Consider the following 17,688-nt stretch of genomic DNA (forward strand, 5'->3'; position numbering starts at 1 on the left):
ATTGGTCATAGCTCAATCCCACTTGGGGCAAGAGCTTTCCAATCTCCCTGCCGTCCGCGCCCGTAAAAACGTGCAGACGATTCAATGAAGATACGCCTTGTGGCGCGCGATTGACACTGAAATGCGATTCGATGCACGGCGTCCCCTCAGCCGGCAAATTACAAAACATGGACGTTCAAAGTTAAAGGGTTGGAATCGTACAGAACTCTGCTTAGTACGAAACCGACAATTCGTGATAGGCGGCCAACGCGAGATCGATCAGGCCGAACCTGCAGAACTGACAATTCCCGCAATGCGGATAGCGACGGCATCAAGTCCGCCGTCGTAAATTCTCGTCAGGACGTGTTCCGCAGCTTGAGCCCTTTGGGCAGTGCACCCGAGAAGGTCGCCACCGCCCAACCTTGCCGGCCTATTGGCGACGCAATCCCAAACTCCCCACGATCCGTCGCGTTCAATATGACAGTAGAATCGGTGCTGGTGATTTTCCATGCAACTTAAACCCCCAACGTGCCGTTTGGGGTCCGCTCTATCCTGGAAGGTGGTTAATGGGCGTGCCGCGTTTGCCGTCACTTGCGGCATCCGAATGCCGCTTCCCTGCAGGATTTCCCGAGGAATCATAGCCGGCCCGTGTTGCATTCTCCGGCCGGCGCGGTGCTATATGCTGAGAATTCAGGGGCACAGACCATGATCCACACCCGCGCCGTAGTCTGCGCCCTAGCGCTCACGACCTTTGCCGCGGGTGCGTATGCCGATCAGCCCATGACAGGCAAGATGGCGAAATACATAATCGCTGGGCGTATCCTCAGCAACCGAGTTTGCGACAATGACCGTTTCTATCTGGATGAAGCTCGGCGGCTTCAATCCCTCGCGTTCGATCAGGTCGGCAAGAAACTAGGTTCATTTGAGCAAGGGCAGGAAACCGGGTTAGGCATGCCTGAGAGCGCCTGTGAGCAGCTTTACATCGATGCCGGAAACTGGAGCATGCTTCGCCCGGGACGGCCCTCAGAAGCCGTTGCGGAACAAATCAAATTGCTCGCCGCGATCGATAACAATAACTGCAATTGGGACAATGCGACTAAGGCTGACTTCGATCCACCGAAATACCCTGCGATGGTTCAGGCATCCAAAACATGGTTGGCTGAAAAGGAAATTCATAGCGTCGGTTACGACCGGCTGATCGAACTGCAATCCCTCTATGGATTTGAAACGACTATGGCCTACGTGGACGCCGGCAATTCTTAGGGCGTGTCCGACAAGATGACAGAGATTTGCCCAATCATCGAGGAGTTCGCCAAGTCACTTCTTGGGCGATAATTGGCGCAGGTTTGAGTCATCAGTAGATCAACGTCAGCCGCAGTCCGTTGTCGTCCAGCACGTTCGTTGTCGCGGGTGGCCACTGTCACGCGACACGCTGAAACGACTGAGGGCAGTTGTACGCGACGGACGAGGGCGTTATTGGCGCTTTTGTGCGACTACCTGGATTTGTGCGGTTAGGCAGAGCCCTCGGTCTCGCTTTCCTCATCGAACAGACGCGGCACCGGGAGATAAGCGTTGGCAATGGGCCAATCGCCAATGATGGTCTTGATCAGATCCGATTTCGCCTAGCTGAAATCGATGACGGGCTTTTCGGGAGAGGCCATTTTGCATCACTCGCAACACGGCTAACCAATCGATGCCATCCGCTTGGGACGACAATCTCTCAATGATGATCGAGGGGGAAGCTGGTTGATGTCAGCCCTGGTTGACCAAGGCGGTGATGCGAATGCCCGATTTTCGCGGTTGTTCCGGCCATGCAATGATAGCACAGCGTGACGACCTCTGAACACCCTTTACCGCAGGATTAGCCCGCCGGTTCTATTGATCTGCCTCATACCAACATTGCGCAAAGCGACAATTCAAAATAGGTTCGCACTGCCAATTCAGGAGTGAACAATTGACCGATGAAATTGAACGAAACACAGATCTGATTGAGCTGACGGTCGATATTGTCGCCGCGTTTGTACAAAATAACGCCGTGCCAGTGGCTGGGCTGCCGGATCTTATTTCTTCGGTCAACGCCGCGCTTTCGAAATTGGGCCCGACAGCGGTCGCGGAGCTACCGCCGCTGACGCCGGCCGTGAACCCGAAGAAGTCGATCTTTCCGGATTACATCGTAAGTTTGGAAGACGGTCGCAAATTCAAGTCAATGAAGCGCCATCTGGGTTTGCTTGGGATGACGCCCGAACAGTACCGCACGAAATGGGGTTTGCCTCGCGACTACCCCATGGTGGCGCCAAGCTATGCCGCACAGCGATCGGAGTTGGCAAAGTCGATAGGGCTAGGGCTAAAGCCTGCCACGAAGGATCCCGCCAAGAAAGCGCCGGCCAAGAAGCCAGCCCCAAAGGGTATCAAGGCTAAAGGCGCAAAGCGCAATCTCACAAGGAACGCGTAAAGCGAAGCTGGGGCTTCGTATCTCCGTCATGCAACGCCTAGGGGTGTCACCTTACCCACAGGCTGGGCACGGCGAGCAACGCAGTCGCCGGAGAACCGTCTAACCACTACTTACATTAGGGATATCTTGCAGATCAGCCTTATCTGGGGTATCTAATGGCGGGGGTGGTGTTATATGTACTGGATAATGTTGTTTGCCGGGGTGGGTTGCATTATGGCCTTGTTTGGCCTCTTGGTTCTCAGTGGCCTGGTGGGGGACCCGGGTGCTCACAGGTTCAAGTCCCACAAGGACAAGCCGAACTAGTCAGCTTCCGCGCTACTTGCCTTTAACGACCGACAAGATTGTTGGATCGACATCGAATATCTTACGGGCTCGCGCTGAGAAGAAACCTACCTGAAGCGCATTGCAAAACGCCGCGGCCGACGCGAGTAAAAGCGGGCCCTCCATCAGAACGCCAGCCGTACACAATACGACGGTTGCGAGGCCGGTACCCAAGGTAATGCGAAAAGCAAACTTTTCGTCGCCTAACACCATCAACAAAACTCCTGACGATCCGCCGAGAACATGGCAAACTTGGCCGCAGCCTAAGATCAGCGCTATCCACAAAGAACTTTCGTAGTGTGGGTTCCAAATCTGCACAGCGGCATAGCCGAGAGTCACCAACCCGAAATACATTAAGCAAGTCAGGAGCGTCGAAACACCAACCAATGTTCTGAGAGATCGCTGAAGTCCCACTCGGTCGCCCAGCGTCCAATGCTGTACCGCAGAAGGGGCAAAGGCGGAATTTGCGATGCTGAGCGGCATGATCAGTACCGTCGAAATCCTCAAAGCGACACCATATTGCGCAACTTCTGAGAAGCTAGTGAAGAGCGTCAGCAGAACCATGTCGACCTGAGATAGACCGAACAACATCAAGGTTGTCGCGAGATTCGGCAGAGTACGAAGGATAATCGCTCGTAGGTTTGTCTCTACGTTTGCTGGCTCAGTCCAGCGGCGCGACATCATAAAAATGCTAAAAGCGCCAAAACCCGCTGCCATCGCGAAGCCGACCAAACTACACAATAGGACCTGATGAAGGGTGACGCTGCTGTGTGTCACGAGGGCAAACGCGAGGAAGAGGGCCACAATGGCACTAGGGAAGGCCATGAGGAAAGCCGAACTCCGAATCGAGTGAACCGCTCGAAGCAGTTCGACTTGGACAGACCCCAAAGCTGCGCAGGGAATGGCTACGGCGACTATCGGCAAAATTTCTCCCCATTCGTTGCCTCCGCTGCTTCCGATCCAATGTTCTGCAAGCCAGAATGCCAATGCTGTGATGAGGCCGAAAGAGACAACTAGTCCCTGGATCCTAGCTATAAGATCCCGCGCTCGTCCAAAGTCTCCTTTCGCGGTCGCGGCCGAGACAAGCGCCGGCACAGTAAATGTGAGGCCCAATTGAACCAGGATTGCAAATCCTGAGGTGAGTATCTGAGCAATGAAATAGATGCCGACTTTGTCTGGAGGCAAGGCAAGAGGAAGTAGCAAGGAGCTCGCAAGACCTGCAGCCAATATGCCAACGCGGCCGGCGGCAGCGGCGCCACTAGCTCGCCATATCGAGGGCGCGGAAGCGACCGGAAGATCAATGGAGATGGGGTCGCTCATTGGGAGGCGCTCGGCTAGCCCGGGGACAAAGGGACGAACAGTTGGGAGTAATTGTGGCGTCTGCATGATTGGGCGCCCAATTGCAGTGAATTGGAACCGGGGTTAGTCCAGAAAATGGCGCGCCCACCCTGTCTGGATAAAGTGACCCTTCAGTTCGTCGTAGTTCGAGATGATCTCAGATTGAGCGCCGGTTCTCTGCCTTTTGAAACGGCTTTCGAGAGGTGCATCGCGCAAATTCAGAAATTCGAGGCAGCGCAATACGCCAGAGCCGTCGACCAACTGTTCATATGTTACATGCAAATTGGGAAATTCACTCGCTATCCGGTGCAAAGCGGAGTTGTCGCTTGTCCATTTCTCAAAAGCGGTCAATACATCATTTGGATCTGCATAAAAGTCATTTATTTTTGTCGGCCCGTAGTCCGATCTCCATGAATTATTTAAAGCCGCAAGTCTGTACGAAATATATTGATCCAACAGGTTGTCGCGTGACAAGCGGACAATCTTGTATCCGAATCTCTTGAATGCTTCTACCGCGTCAGTATGCTCCAGCAGAGACAGGTAGGGCATTTTGAAACCGGTGACCCTGCTACCCTTTTTGTGGAGCATCTTCTCAAGATAGCTAGCCACGTCCTTCTGACGGGAGTTTCTGAAAGATATTGTGCGCCGCCTGACCAAGTCGGCGATTAAGCGCGCCGTCGGTGAGAATAGCTCGCCTTCGCACGTTGCATCTGGGTGAGAGTCAAGCAAAGCCTGGAGATAGCTGGACCCCTGTCTCCCCACAAACAAAATCGCGAAAAATGTATGATCAGTCATTGGCAGATAATTGCTACACCGTTCAAAGGCCCATTCATCCTAGACGTCTAGCACCATCCCGAGTATTTGACAGGGCGTAGGATGATTGGATGGATATTTTGCACATCAAATCAGAAACCCAGTGCCTCTATGGGCAACGGCCGAAGCTATTAGCGAGGAACTCGCCGATAAGGCCGCGTGGCTGCACGTCTTACGCGCTGCTTAGACCCATTAACCGCCTGTATTCCGACTCCTTGGCGCGATTGCAAAAGCACGCGGACAGTTCGACATGACGGATAAGACGGGAGAGATGACGCGCAGTTTGGCTTCAGAGGGGGATGCGAGTGATGTCCCGAAAATCGTTCAACAGGAATCCGTGCTCGTCTTCGAATCTTTTGAAGAAACAGCGGCCTTTAAGCTAGGCTGCGCGCTTCGTTCCATCGCAGTGCGCGAACAGGTCGGGATCGTTATCGACATTCGGCTCTGGGATCGTCAATTATTCTACGCCGCGCTTCCGACATCAACGGCGTCGAATGGTGAATGGGCACGGCGCAAGCTTAACGTAGTCAAGCTCTTTCACAAGAGCAGCTATCTCTTAGCCCTACAGCAGCAACGTGAGGATCGCACTTTCCCTCCCGGATACGGTCTGAATCCACAGGATTTCGTTCTAGCCGGCGGGGCTTTTCCAATCCGGGTCAAAGGGGTGGGCGTGATTGGAGCGATTGCGGTGTCCGGCCTCAGTCAACGCAGTGACCATAACCTCGCAGTAGCAGGTCTATGCGAGCACCTTGGAAAGGATGCCAACCTTTTGTCCCTCGGTCCCGAGACATGGAACTAGTCTCTGTTGGCTGCATTCCGTCGTTCCCGCATACGCACCGATACGGGGGCAAACGCGCACCGGGCTATCAGAAGAGCGTGGCTTACGGCTTTGCGAGATAGCAGTGTCCGCGGGTGCCTGGCTGCTGCCAATAATCGTTGAACGGCAACAGCTACTCGTCCCGAACGCCCATGGATCGCAGCCGACAGTAAATTAGCGTTTGCCCTAGTCTCACGCTCCCATTTGCGGAGTTCATCGGGAAGATCCTTCCGTCGGAAGAACGTCTCAATCATGCGCTGCGGTTCTTCTCCACGTTCAAATGGCACAGCTCGGTAGGTGGTCGACGCGCTATGCATACGGAATTCCGCGAGAACCTCTGGCACATGGTAAAAATTACCTTCCAATGCCAAGCGCAGGAAAAAGTCGAGGTCAGGAATCTGCCGAAGGTCCTCTCGCCAGTAACCAGCTCGTTCATAAGCCTCACGTCGAAAAAAGGCCCCAGGGCCCGGCAGGCAGTGCAGGTGTGCGTAGAGAGCACGACGCGAAAATTCCGGCGGCTGTAAGGTCGACCTGAGAGTTGAATGCTCGTCGATAATGTCGAAGTCGGGGTAAACCAAAACTACATCAGTGCGAGCCGACAATTCCTCCACGCAGCGCCGAACAGCTGTTGGGCGCAGACGATCGTCTGCGCTTAGATAGCCGAGGATGTCCCCCGTGCTCATTGCCCATCCTGTGGTCATGGCCGCACTCTGGCCAGCGTTCACTTGACGGTGCAATTTAATTTCAGGACCATAATTCGAGACGAGATCGCTTGTGCCGTCAGTTGAACCGTCATCTACAACTATGATCTCCAAATTTGGATAGTCTTGGGCCAAGAGGCTTTCGATTGTTTCCGCGATGTAGTCTGTCGCATTATATGCTGGGACCACGAGCGACACTTGGGGACCTCTTATCAACGGTCCTCTCCGGTGCGCTTGATCGTCGTCGACAGGGCCTCGATCGCCGGTTGATTTTGTGGCGTATCTACGACGACGTTTGCGGGAGCCCCCCTTTTTGCGATTATTTCTTCAAAGCGAGAAATCAGCTTGTCTACAATCGAAGGCCAGGCAAAAGTCTCCACTATGTAAGATCTAAGCGCTCGTCCCTTCGACGGTAGATCACCACGTTCGGCCAGCATCGAGTGAAGCCCTCCATACAAGCCCTCAACAGTTGCCGGTACGACGTATCCACCACCCACCGTCTCGACTTCATCAAACCCACATTGGTCAGTGAGAAGAACAGGCGTGCCAACGATACCAGCTTCCAGCGCCACGAGTGACATCGCCTCAGCTCGGGAAGGCACGACCAGGAAAAGCGCGCGTCTATATGCCTCGCTCCGTGCGCTCTCGCCTAGATGCCCCGTGAAGACAACCCGGTCGGCGAGGTGGTGCGCATTAACAAAGGATTCCAACGATAGGCGCATGCCAAAGTCTGGACCTGCTACTACCAACCCGATATCCGGATATTCCTGACTCATCTTCTCAAACGCGCTTATAAGAAGATCGGGGCCTTTCACTTCGGCTAGTCGGCCGACGAAAAGGACATACGGCCCATTTGGTCCAGTCTCCATCGCTTCAGCTGCTAAAGGTTGTTCCTCAACCCCGTTTGGAACCACGATGACATTGTCTTCTGGCGATTTGAACCGCTCCAGTATCTGACGGCGCTCCAGGGGGGTGACCGCAATCAGCGTCGCTGCATTCCGAACCATCCGCTTTCCAAAGGCGATGTGGAAGAGATACGGGATCGGCCTAGGGTGATTGAGACCGACAAACTCCCCCGCAGCGCTGAAAGTATAAGGCTTCCCGAGCCATCGCGCGAGAAACGCTGTCGCGACCGACAGGAAGTTCCAGTACCCGAGAATATGAATGACATCGGCGTTTCGAACGCTGCGCATTAGCCTAAACGGATTGATTGTCGGGACCGAGAAGCGGAGACGCATCGCACCCGTAATATAAACTTGCATGTTCCTACCATGCAGTTGCCCGACGAGATCCCCGCCTTGCATAGTGACGATCTCGCAACGATGTCCTCTTTGCGTCAGATGGCTAGCAAGCCGCCTTGTTCGCTCTGCTGTGCCTCCTCCTTTTTGGGAATCGAGTGAAACTGTAGTCAGGAGGATATTCATGCGCCCGACATCCGAGTCACCCTCGCAAGATCACTGGCGTAATTGTCCAGCCTGCTGGTGAACGCCTCGGAGACTAGCCCTAATTCCGTGGCCCTGATTGCAGAGAAGCGCCGGTCAATAGCGTGCGCCGGAAGCCCCCTCAGACGTAACAAGAATCTAAGGAAGAATCTTGGTGAGGTTGGTCCAAATTTCGGGAATTCTCGGCCGAATGCCAGGGCGAAGCGATCCTGGACAAACGCGAAATTGTTATTCGGATCGGAATCATCGGTAACTACGACGATCTGTGAGCCATGGATTTTCCGGTCGAACGCCAATTTGACAAATGCCTGTGCAACAGTCTCCACACTCACCAGGTGCATTCGTCTTTCACCGTAAAGAGCACGGCGGAGCGCAATCTTCCATGATGGGGCTTGTTTCATCTCCTCCGCCAAAGTGACGAGATTGCGTCCGCCGCATCCGAAAATAGCTCCCAGCCGCAACACAATCGTCTCGGCGAACGAGCCTGTCAGAATTGCCTCACCTATAAGATGCTCTTGCTCATAAGGCGACAACGCGCATGGCAATGTGGCTTCGTCGATTTGCCGGTCGCGTACCCCTGCGTAAACGTCAATGCTGCTAGCATGAATACAACGGGAAATACCGGCGTCGCGAAATGTCGACTGCAAGCTCCGCAATACGGTAGGGTACCAACCGGTGCCGTCGGGGCGTAATAAGTTGATCATCACGTCGTAACCGCTCAAGGCGGCCAACATCTCGGCAGAATCTTCCAAATCGGCCTTTTTGACATTCACGCCGGCTTGATTGAGCCATTCTGGTTCCGAACGATGCACAATGAACCGGCTGGGTGGGAAGGCCGGATTGGCCAACAGCCGCGCTAGGGCCTCACCAACGAACCCGGTTCCCCCGAGCACTACCACGCGCGGACCGGTGTCACATTGCTTGTAGGTCATTCGGGCTGACTTCGAAAAAGGGCAGCGAATCGAGCCAATTTATGAGACGAGGCACAAGCCAATTCGCAATTCGCAGGGCTATATCATGGGGATTGCTTCTCATACAACGAATTGCGTCGCCGGCTGCGTGTATTATGGGGAAGAATCGCGATTCGTGGCGCAGAGGGTTTTGGTCATGCTTGCCGCATGTCGGTTTGTGGTCTCCGCGAGCATTGAAGTAAAGGGTTGATATGAGCCAATCTCAAAAGCTTCAGCCATCTCGAGCAAATGTGCCCGGAAACGCGATTCTCTTGGGAGTTGCGCTGCTTGTTGCCTCAATGGGCTTCGTCCTTCTAGCCACCTATCCCGGCCAGTCGAAACTGATTCTCCTCTGGTTCTATGCATCGGGCTGCGCTGCCGTCTTCATCCCGCTCTGGCGTCCGTCCTCCTTTTTCGTGTTTCTGCTGTCGTCATTCCTTTTTGTAGGATTCATTGCAAAAGCGGTCGCTAATTTCGTATTTGGCATCGCGCTCATCGAGCCTACCAGCACATTCACGACTGAGTGGGATCAGGCACTTGCTTTCGCAGCTAGTGGCTTTTCAGGGGTGTGCGCGGCTGGATTGGCCGCATCGTTTTATCCCGCGTTCAAGGAAATTCGGAAGGCGGTAGCGCCTCCTTTCGTGTCGAAATTTGTCGTCCTCGCGTTTGCAAGTTTGATTGCCGTTTCTATCGGGCTGTATTGGGCCAATTACTCATTTCACATTATACGGATTGGTTTCCCCTTGGGCATTAACATCAACCCCCGCCTGTATGCGGTCGCGGCCTTCGTGATCGCATGGGGGGCTCTTTTGGGAGGCCTAACCTTGGCCCTGTGGCTGGTCGAACTACGCGACTGGTCGTATTCAGTGTTGATCTACGTAGCAGTGTTTCTTGGGCTGCTCGCATCGCTCTCGATGGGAAGCCGCATCCAGTTGCTTCTCTATGTTCTCGCCGCATTCGCGGTCGTTGTCTTACGACGTCGCGATGTGAGGAGTTGGGTTGCGATCGCAGTTGCCATGGGTCTCAGCGGATTTGTTTTTGCAGGCTCGCTTGCAGTAGTTAGCCTTGAACGCACTTTCGATTTCTCGATCAGCACCGCACAGACACAAGGCGTTCCACAGCAGCCGTCAGGCGTTGTTCCACAGCAGCCGACAGGCATCGGAAAAACTCTGGCACCGTCGCCCGACTCCTCGGCGCCTCCGGCTGCGACGATAATAGACAAGGTTGAGGCAGTCAGAGGTGATCGTTTCGCCCTAGCCGGTCTCTACCGTCAACTGCGCAATCTCGCGGTCATGCGCTGGGTTGGACTTGAAGGGACGATGACGGCCGCGGCAAATCTTGACCATCTTGGAGGCGATTTGTTCTTGCATGTGATCAAAGAAGACCCAGCCGCTGGCGCCCAAGCGATCTACCAAAAAATGTCCGGTGACCGGTACGGAAAGGTCCAATATTATACGTTCCTCACGTTGCCAGGCCCCATTGGGGTGGCCAGCCTTTCAGGGTCGATAATCGTCGTCTCGGTATTCATGTTCTTTCTGACAATAGCTGGCCATTCGATCGAATGGTTGGCTGCCTGGGTCACACAAAATGTCGCCTCTGCGGCGGTGACAGGTGTCTCGTTAGCCTACTTACTCGTCCAAATGGGGTTCCCGTGGACTTTGTTCATTTACGCGATCGAATTGGTCCTGTCGGTGCTTTTCGTCGGCGCCGTTTGGTACATGGTTGATTGGCTGGCTACGGGTAGGCGGGCGGTTACCGCGAAAGTGTGAGGATCTGCCGTATCAGATTTAGTTGGGCTGAGTTCCTGCCTTGCACTAGACGATGGCGAGTCGGAATGCGGCGGACGGCTTTTCGCTCAGAGCTGCGGGGAGACGAAGGCACGATTGCGGTCAGACGGCGCCAGGTTCGTGTTTCCTCCAGACCCGCCTGTTGATGAAGTCCGTGTAACTTAGAACGATCCGCAGCACCTTTTCGGATACATTGTCGGAGCTATAGTCAGTCGGCAAACGCAAGGTCCGCATCGCGCCTCGTGACTGAGTCTCCAATATCTTAAGCCCGTCAAAAACGCGCTCTATGTCCAGGCCGACCATCATCACTGAGGTCTCTTCGAAGCCTTCGGGGCGCTCATGTACCTCGCGCAGATTGAGGGCGGGAAAGTTCAGGATCGCGCTTTCCTCAGTTATCGTGCCGCTATCCGAAAGCACGGCTCGAGCCGAACACTGGAGCCTAATATAGTCGAAGAACCCAAACGGTTTTTCAAACCTGACATTTTCATGGCAGCTGGCACCAAGCGCGTCCAAACGTTTTCTCGTGCGAGGATGAGTCGAAACGATGACTGGCTCCTGATATCGCTCGGCAATCCCATTGAGGACATTAAGCAGCTTCCTTAGCCGCTCGGGCGAATCCACATTTTCCTCGCGATGAGCACTGACTACGAAGAAACGTTCTGCCGTCAAGCCGAGATTGCTGACCGCCGCCGAGGCTTCGATTCCGCTTCTGTAGTGCTCGAGCACCTCCCGCATCGGACTGCCGGTAACAATTACCTGGTCGGGTGGGAGGCCTTCTCGCAGTAGGTAGTCACGAGCAATCTGGCTATAGGTCAGATTGACATCCGCTGTATGGTCCACAATTCGGCGGTTAATCTCCTCTGGAACACGAAAATCGAAGCAACGATTTCCGGCCTCCATGTGGAAGATGGGCACCTTCCGCCGTTTGGCCGCAATCGCCGCCAAACAGCTATTCGTGTCACCCAAAATCAGCAGTGCGTCGGGGCGATGACTCTCGATCGCCTGATCAGCCGCGATGATGACTTTCCCAATTGTCTCCGCAGCAGAAGCACCTGCAGCTTCGAGGAAGACGTTGGGCGGCCGAATGCCCAACTGCGAAAAGAAGACCTCATTCAGCTCATAATCGTAGTTCTGGCCACTATGAACGAGCACGTGATCGAAATTGGCATCGAACTTTGCAATGACCCTGGACAGCCGAATAATCTCTGGCCGAGTCCCAACAATGGTCATGACCTTAAGCACGGAGCGCCCCTTTAAGGATGTCCAACTGCGATAGCAGTGCCTTGACCTGACCGACATCGAGGCGAACGGTGTTGTGAGATGTGTAATCCTCCAGCTCTGAAACCATTCGCTCGCCTTCAACGAAATATTTGTCGTAGTTCAGATCCCGAGAATCGGCCGGAATCCGATAATAATTGCCTAGGTCTTCCGCACGCACCATTTCCTCGCGCGACACCAAAGTTTCGAAAAGCTTCTCACCATGACGAGTCCCGATGATTTTCACCGGATTGTCCCGTTCGAATAGTTCCTGCATCGCCTCAGCCAGAACCCCCACGGTAGAAGCGGGTGCCTTCTGAACAAATATATCGCCCGACCGTGCGTGCTCGAATGCATAAAGTACTAAGTCGACTGATTCATCGAGCGACATCAAGAAACGTGTCATGTTGGGATCGGTTAATGTCAGGGGCTTGCCGCCTAGCAGTTGGTCAAGGAAGAGGGGGATCACTGAGCCGCGGGACGCCATGACGTTGCCGTAACGGGTGGCGCAGACGACGGTGCGAACAGAATCGCTGACTCGCGATTTCGCGATCATAACTTTTTCCATCAACGCCTTTGACATACCCATAGCGTTTACAGGGTATACAGCCTTGTCAGTGCTAAGCACCACGCAACGCTGGACGCGATGGCTGATCGCAGCGCGAAGCACGTTTTCAGCGCCGAGAACATTCGTTTTGATCGCCTCCATTGGGTAAAATTCGCAAGACGGCACTTGCTTGAGCGCCGCAGCGTGGAAGATGTAGTCGGCTCCGCGAACTGCATCATCGACAGCGTGATAATCGCGGACATCACCAATATAAAATTTTAAGCGATCGTCCGGCAACGACAGGCGCATATCCTCCTGCTTTTTTTCGTCCCGGCTAAAGATACGGATCTCTGCGAAGTCCGTTTTGAGGAATCGAGCCAGCACAGCGTTGCCAAAAGAGCCGGTGCCCCCAGTAATCAAAAGGGTCTTGTTGGAAAACATTAACGTCTCGCTCGAGGATGTTTTAGCCAAAGTCATACATGGATCGGATTAGAACCGGCCAGTCGGGAGGGCGGTAGCCGGTAGCGTTCTGGAAACGAGATGAATTTAATGAGCGGTCAATCACCAACTGGTCGTCCGGAACGATTTGGGTCTTTTTGCCGTAAACCTCGGCAATGATTCTGAGGAGATCATACTTGCTGATTGGATCTGACGACACATGGTACACGCCGGTGAGTTTGATATTTGGCAGGACGAAATCGCGAATGATCCTGGCGAGTTCCACGGTAGGCAGTCCGGAAAATACGGCTCGGGTGAACCCTTTCACGTCAGCCTGTTGGCTCAAAAACCAGTCGACCAAGCCGTGTGAAGTGTTCAACTCGCGGCCGATTATCGAAGTCCGAAGGGTTATCGAGTTCTCACAAACTACTTCGCCCAGCAGCTTGCTCCGCCCGTATAAATCATCAGCATTGGGCCGGGCACTTTCGCTGTAGTTCCCGGCCGCACCGTCAAAGACACAATCGGTACTGATATGAACGAGACGAGCCCTCGCGACTGCGCAGAGGCGTGCCAGCCGATGCGGCAAAACTGCATTAATCGGAATTGCGGCGAGAGGGTCATTCACAGATGACATCTGCTTGACAAGCCCAATGCAATTTATGACCACATCCGGGTTTGCCACCGCGAAAATCTTGCTTAGTCCATCAAAATTCTCGACGTCGCCTGCGTCGATCAGCGTCGCCCGACTTTCTGGAAAAACAGGATGCAGATTATTTGAACGGGTGGAGCCAAAAACTACGTAGCCTTCGCTGTTCGCAAAGAATCTGAAAACTGCATTGCCCAGCATGCCCGAGGCACCGAGGACAAGGATTCTGGGGTGCGTCGATTGAGCCATGGTATCTCTCGCTATCTCCGTGATGCTCGTCGCTCCCTTAAAGCCCGACGGAAATGTTCGACTAAATCAAGAGCGAGTGGACCAGGTGCGAAATGCTGATTGAAATATTCACGCCCCGCAGTACCCATCGCCTCCCGCGTTTCTCTTGGGAGGCCCTTCAATCGTATGATTGTCTCTGCCAGGGCTATGCTGTCTTCGGCTGGCACAACTAGGCCCGCCTTGGCCTCGCTTACGATATCGGCCGCCTCGCCATCAAGGCACGCCAAGATGGGGCGCCCAGCTGCTAAGTATGTCGGGATTTTGCTCGGCACCGTCAAACCTAAACCCTTTGCCCGGTTAAGTGTGACTAGGAGAGCAGAGGCCTGTGCAAATACCGCCGGCATTGCCTCTGGCGGAAATCGTCCTACTAGCATGACATTGGTGAGATGAAGTCGCTCAATTTCGGTCCTGAGCCACTCAGACCGGCTTCCACTTCCAACAAGCACGATGTTGATCTCGGGATCTGATATTCGGCCTGCCGCGTCTAAAACTGTCTCCAGCGCCTGAGCTGACCCGAGATTACCCGCAAACACGACATTGAACCCGCGCGTAAGATCCAGAGGCGAACCCGTGAATTTGCTATCCACCGCCAGATTCAAATCGCCAGGATTGGGGTGGTATGCGATTGGCACCGCATCGCCGGCAACGGCGCGTATCTTTGCGATGAAACCGCGTGACTGGGCTAGAAGAAGGTCGGAACGTTGGTAAATGAAACGAGTGAGGGCCTCCACAGCGCTCAGCACTCGCTGGTTGCGAACAAACCCTGTTTCTTCCAAATTGTCCGGCCACAGATCCTGGACCCAAATCACATGAGCGGCAGATTTGAACTGTCTGAAAACGGCCCCTACCAATCCTTGCAGAATCGGGGAGTTCGCATACACGAAGACAATATCGTATCGCTTGGATCGCGTTAAAAATAGCCCGATGATGCTCCCCGACACGACGAATGAGAGGTAATTCCACACTCTCCGTAGCCCCCCGCCTTTGCCTCGCGGTACAACAGGCACCCGGTGTATCAGGTACCCGGACGGATGAATTTGAGTCCCTGAGCTAAGCGCTCGGTAGCCTTCAAATATTTGGCCATGCGGATAGTTCGGCTGACCGGACAAAACCTCAACGTCGCACCCACACGAGCGAAGCGACTCGACAACCTCGTTGATTCTGAACGTTTCGGGCCAAAAATGCTGACTGACGACCAGCACCCGCAACTTCTCGTTAATTCGGTCTGGTGACGGGCTGCCGCACAAAGCCGCGGTCGCGAGGTTCATGACTCAGCCGAACGCTTGATGCTCATCAGCAGGTGATCTTCGATGCCGGGAGTGAACTCCGGCACAGTCGATTTGAGGAGCTTCACGGCGCCTTGCAGATCCCGGGCGCTGACCACGCATTGCATTTCATCAAAAATGCGCACAATGACAGCACGTTTGATCGACCGCGACGATGCGGCCAAGATGCCTGGGGCTCCTGTCTCACTCAAGGTCTCTTTGCTGTCGAACAGCTCCTCGTAGAGCTTCTCTCCTGGCCGCAGCCCCGTGTAGATAATCTGAATATCCTTGCCCGGTCGCCGTCCCGAGAGCCGAATAAGATTTCGTGCCAAATCGACGATTTTCACCGGAGACCCCATATCGAGCACGAAAATCCGGCCTCGCTCATGCTGTGGCGCGGGGGTGTATGCCGCCGCCTGTAGAACGAGGAGACAGGCCTCAGGGATCGTCATGAAAAAGCGTTCCATATCGGCATGAGTGACGGTCACAGGACCACCCGCCTTGATCTGCTGTTCGAAAAGAGGGACGACCGAGCCAGCCGACCCCAAGACATTGCCGAACCGAACTGTGATGAACCGCGTGCCGATGACCTCCGGGTCGAGGTCCAACGCCTGGCAATACATCTCCGCCATTCGCTTGGTTGCCCCCATAACATTGGCGGGATTTACCGCCTTGTCGGTCGACACCATGATCATCCTGGATACATTTGCACTGAGCGCCGCATCGGCGACATTTCGTGTTCCGATTGCATTGGTGAAAATGCCTTCGAGCGGCTGAGCCTCAACCATCGGCACATGCTTCAGTGCCGCAGCATGGAACAGCACATCAGGTTTGAAGCGTTCAACGATCGTGCGCACCGCCTCTTTTTCCCGCACGTTGCAAAGAGCGGCTTGGATATCGATATTTTGCCATCTCTGAGACAGCTCGGACTTGATTGTGTAGAGCGCGAATTCGCTGGCATCGAGAAGAATTAGGCTTCCGGGCTTCAGGTCAGCAATCTGTCGTGCCAACTCAGATCCAATGGAGCCACCGGCCCCTGTAATCATGATGGTCTTACCCTGAATCATCGACTGGATCTTGGGCACGTCCAGTCGAACGGGGTCTCGTTGCAGAAGGTCCTCCAGCTTGATTGGCCGCAGTTCGATCTCCGCATCGATGCTTTGCATATCGAGCAAATTTGGCAGCCGAAGGATTTCTAGCTTCTGAGTTGCGGCAATTTCGACCAGCGCTTCAATGCTGGCATGACGTTCATAATCATCACGTGATCGCGTGAGGATTATCGCCTCTGGGCGGCGCCCCCGAGCCTCAAATCGGGAGAGAATCTGGGGTAGCCGTTCCAAAGGCCCCATAACTGGAACTCCGCGGATAGATCGGCCTGTTCTTCGTCCTCTCTCGTCAATGATTGCCAGCACCTCAAATGAGGCACGATCCCTTTCCTTTATAGCCCTCAGGAAAGCTTCCGCATTGTCGGTAGCTCCGATCAAGAGCACGTTTCTTCCCCCGGCGGGTTCGGCCTTTCTTCTTCGTTTGCTGTCATGGTGATTGCGGTAAACTCGATACGCAGCGCGAGGTCCGGCCAACAGCACGACGGTGAACGCCCAGGCTATGACAACAGAAGAGCGTGGGATCGCATTCAGCCGAATCAGAAGGAACTCAGCGACAATAAAGAGCGCGATGGCCACGCTAGTCGCGCCAGCGATTGCTACCAAATCAGGAAGCGACGCATAGCGCCATATTCCGCGGTTTAGTCCCAGCAAGAAACCTGCCGTACTGACCATGACCCCGAAGAGGGTAGCTGCTCCAAGCAATACCGGCCAATTTAGCAGGAAGCCATCAAAATCCAGTCGCAACACAAATGCTAGTAGCATCGCGACAGCACCCATTATGCCATCGTGCGCTAGGGCCATTCCTCGCAGCGTAATTGGCCTAGGGATAGTTAGACCCCTTCTAAACTTTATCCTGACATCAGAGCTGCCTGGAAGGCCGCATCTGGCTTCCGGCACCTGCTTAAGGCTTTCGTTCAACACGGATGGTCACGTTGATCAGGCGGTTCACGGATGTCTCAACCCCAAGTCAAGCTGTCTCCTCGAAGCTCGGTCAAGGATCGGGTCCAATTTGAGCCAATTTGTCCAACTGTATAGACCAGCGAAGACGCTTCGAGCACGGATAATAATCTCCCCAGCCGGAAGCCGCGGTCCAATGATAGCTTTCGTTGACGAAGCACGATCACGTAGCGAGCCGTGATCCGACCGGTGATTCTATTTGCATGATGTATTCAGTCCTCCACTACGCAACAACTACTTGGTGGCTTCCATAAGGGCAACGATAATGATCCAGTCGCCCCCACTTTTTGAACTTGGGCTTGATTCAGGCGGCGCCATCTCTGCGGAAGAGCTGGCGATCGCCGCCGAGATGCCATGCTCCGATCGGGCTGCTGACTTCGGATTTTGCCAGGACGGACCTTAGTCTATTTGGCGATTGGACAAGTCTTCGTTGCACAGCCAGGCCAGAGTGATGACGTCCTAGGCCTTATCGACTGAGTTTCTTGTGGGCAGAGCCCGCCGCGGCGCTTTTCCTGACGCACGCACAGGGGGCGATCCTTACGCGTCGAAGGCCTGTAAACGACCCTCCACTTTCAGGGACCGTA

The 17,688-nt window shown here is 54.4% G+C and carries 14 protein-coding genes; 4 read left to right on the forward strand and 10 right to left on the reverse strand.

Translation table 11 applies throughout. The features are described from left to right. Positions 1–684 precede the first annotated feature (684 nt). Positions 685–1,242, forward strand: coding sequence for a hypothetical protein (locus tag EN906_RS01100; RefSeq protein WP_127267020.1), 558 nt, complete (start codon positions 685–687; stop codon positions 1,240–1,242). 691 nt (positions 1,243–1,933) lie between these two features. Further along, a complete protein-coding gene (locus tag EN906_RS01105) occupies positions 1,934–2,431 on the forward strand; it encodes a MucR family transcriptional regulator (RefSeq protein ID WP_127267021.1) in 498 nt (165 codons plus the stop codon). A 315-nt stretch (positions 2,432–2,746) separates the two neighbouring features. Here the strand turns inward: EN906_RS01105 and EN906_RS01110 are convergent, their stop codons facing one another. Further along, complete coding sequence (locus EN906_RS01110) at positions 2,747–4,072, reverse strand: hypothetical protein (RefSeq protein ID WP_127267022.1); 1,326 nt, start codon at positions 4,070–4,072, stop codon at positions 2,747–2,749. 102 nt (positions 4,073–4,174) lie between these two features. Further along, a complete protein-coding gene (locus tag EN906_RS01115) occupies positions 4,175–4,885 on the reverse strand; it encodes a hypothetical protein (RefSeq protein WP_127267023.1) in 711 nt (236 codons plus the stop codon). A 268-nt stretch (positions 4,886–5,153) separates the two neighbouring features. Between EN906_RS01115 and EN906_RS01120 the strand changes: the two genes are divergently transcribed. After that, complete coding sequence (locus EN906_RS01120) at positions 5,154–5,702, forward strand: heme-degrading domain-containing protein (RefSeq protein WP_236382656.1); 549 nt, start codon at positions 5,154–5,156, stop codon at positions 5,700–5,702. Here the strand turns inward: EN906_RS01120 and EN906_RS01125 are convergent. Genes EN906_RS01125 through EN906_RS01135 form a run of 3 tightly spaced genes read right to left on the reverse strand, consistent with a single transcriptional unit; the run spans position 5,699 to position 8,795 of the window. Next, positions 5,699–6,619: a glycosyltransferase family 2 protein gene (locus tag EN906_RS01125; protein ID WP_164748681.1), complete on the reverse strand. Its 921-nt coding sequence runs from the start codon at positions 6,617–6,619 to the stop codon at positions 5,699–5,701. The genes EN906_RS01120 and EN906_RS01125 overlap by 4 nt on opposite strands. Positions 6,620–6,633: 14 nt before the next feature. Further along, entirely contained in the window at positions 6,634–7,845 is a 1,212-nt protein-coding gene (locus tag EN906_RS01130) for a glycosyltransferase family 4 protein (protein ID WP_127267025.1), read from the reverse strand. Further along, on the reverse strand, positions 7,842–8,795 hold the full coding sequence (locus tag EN906_RS01135) for an NAD-dependent epimerase/dehydratase family protein (RefSeq protein ID WP_127267026.1): 954 nt from the start codon (positions 8,793–8,795) through the stop codon (positions 7,842–7,844). Before EN906_RS01135 ends, EN906_RS01130 begins: the two co-directional genes overlap by 4 nt. Before the next feature lie 290 nt (positions 8,796–9,085). Between EN906_RS01135 and EN906_RS01140 the strand changes: the two genes are divergently transcribed. Then, entirely contained in the window at positions 9,086–10,582 is a 1,497-nt protein-coding gene (locus tag EN906_RS01140; protein WP_127273149.1) for a hypothetical protein, read from the forward strand. Positions 10,583–10,702: 120 nt separating this feature from the next. Here EN906_RS01140 and wecB read toward each other — a convergent pair whose 3' ends face one another. Genes wecB through EN906_RS01165 form a run of 5 tightly spaced genes read right to left on the reverse strand, consistent with a single transcriptional unit; the run spans position 10,703 to position 16,924 of the window. Beyond that, a complete protein-coding gene (gene wecB / locus EN906_RS01145) occupies positions 10,703–11,842 on the reverse strand; it encodes a UDP-N-acetylglucosamine 2-epimerase (non-hydrolyzing) (protein WP_272483079.1) in 1,140 nt (379 codons plus the stop codon). Beyond that, positions 11,835–12,845: a polysaccharide biosynthesis protein gene (locus tag EN906_RS01150; RefSeq protein ID WP_127271261.1), complete on the reverse strand. Its 1,011-nt coding sequence runs from the start codon at positions 12,843–12,845 to the stop codon at positions 11,835–11,837. The genes wecB and EN906_RS01150 overlap by 8 nt, the downstream gene beginning before the upstream one ends. Positions 12,846–12,867: 22 nt before the next feature. Further along, the gene (locus EN906_RS01155) at positions 12,868–13,737 is read right to left on the reverse strand and encodes an SDR family oxidoreductase (RefSeq protein ID WP_127273148.1); all 870 of its coding nucleotides are present in this window, start codon (positions 13,735–13,737) and stop codon (positions 12,868–12,870) included. 11 nt (positions 13,738–13,748) lie between these two features. Next, positions 13,749–15,044: a glycosyltransferase family 4 protein gene (locus EN906_RS01160; RefSeq protein WP_127268928.1), complete on the reverse strand. Its 1,296-nt coding sequence runs from the start codon at positions 15,042–15,044 to the stop codon at positions 13,749–13,751. Beyond that, entirely contained in the window at positions 15,041–16,924 is a 1,884-nt protein-coding gene (locus tag EN906_RS01165; RefSeq protein WP_164748680.1) for a nucleoside-diphosphate sugar epimerase/dehydratase, read from the reverse strand. The genes EN906_RS01160 and EN906_RS01165 overlap by 4 nt, the downstream gene beginning before the upstream one ends. Positions 16,925–17,688: the final 764 nt, after the last annotated feature.

Source organism: Mesorhizobium sp. M7A.F.Ca.CA.004.06.1.1, assembly GCF_003999135.1.
Classification (GTDB): Bacteria; Pseudomonadota; Alphaproteobacteria; order Rhizobiales; family Rhizobiaceae; genus Mesorhizobium.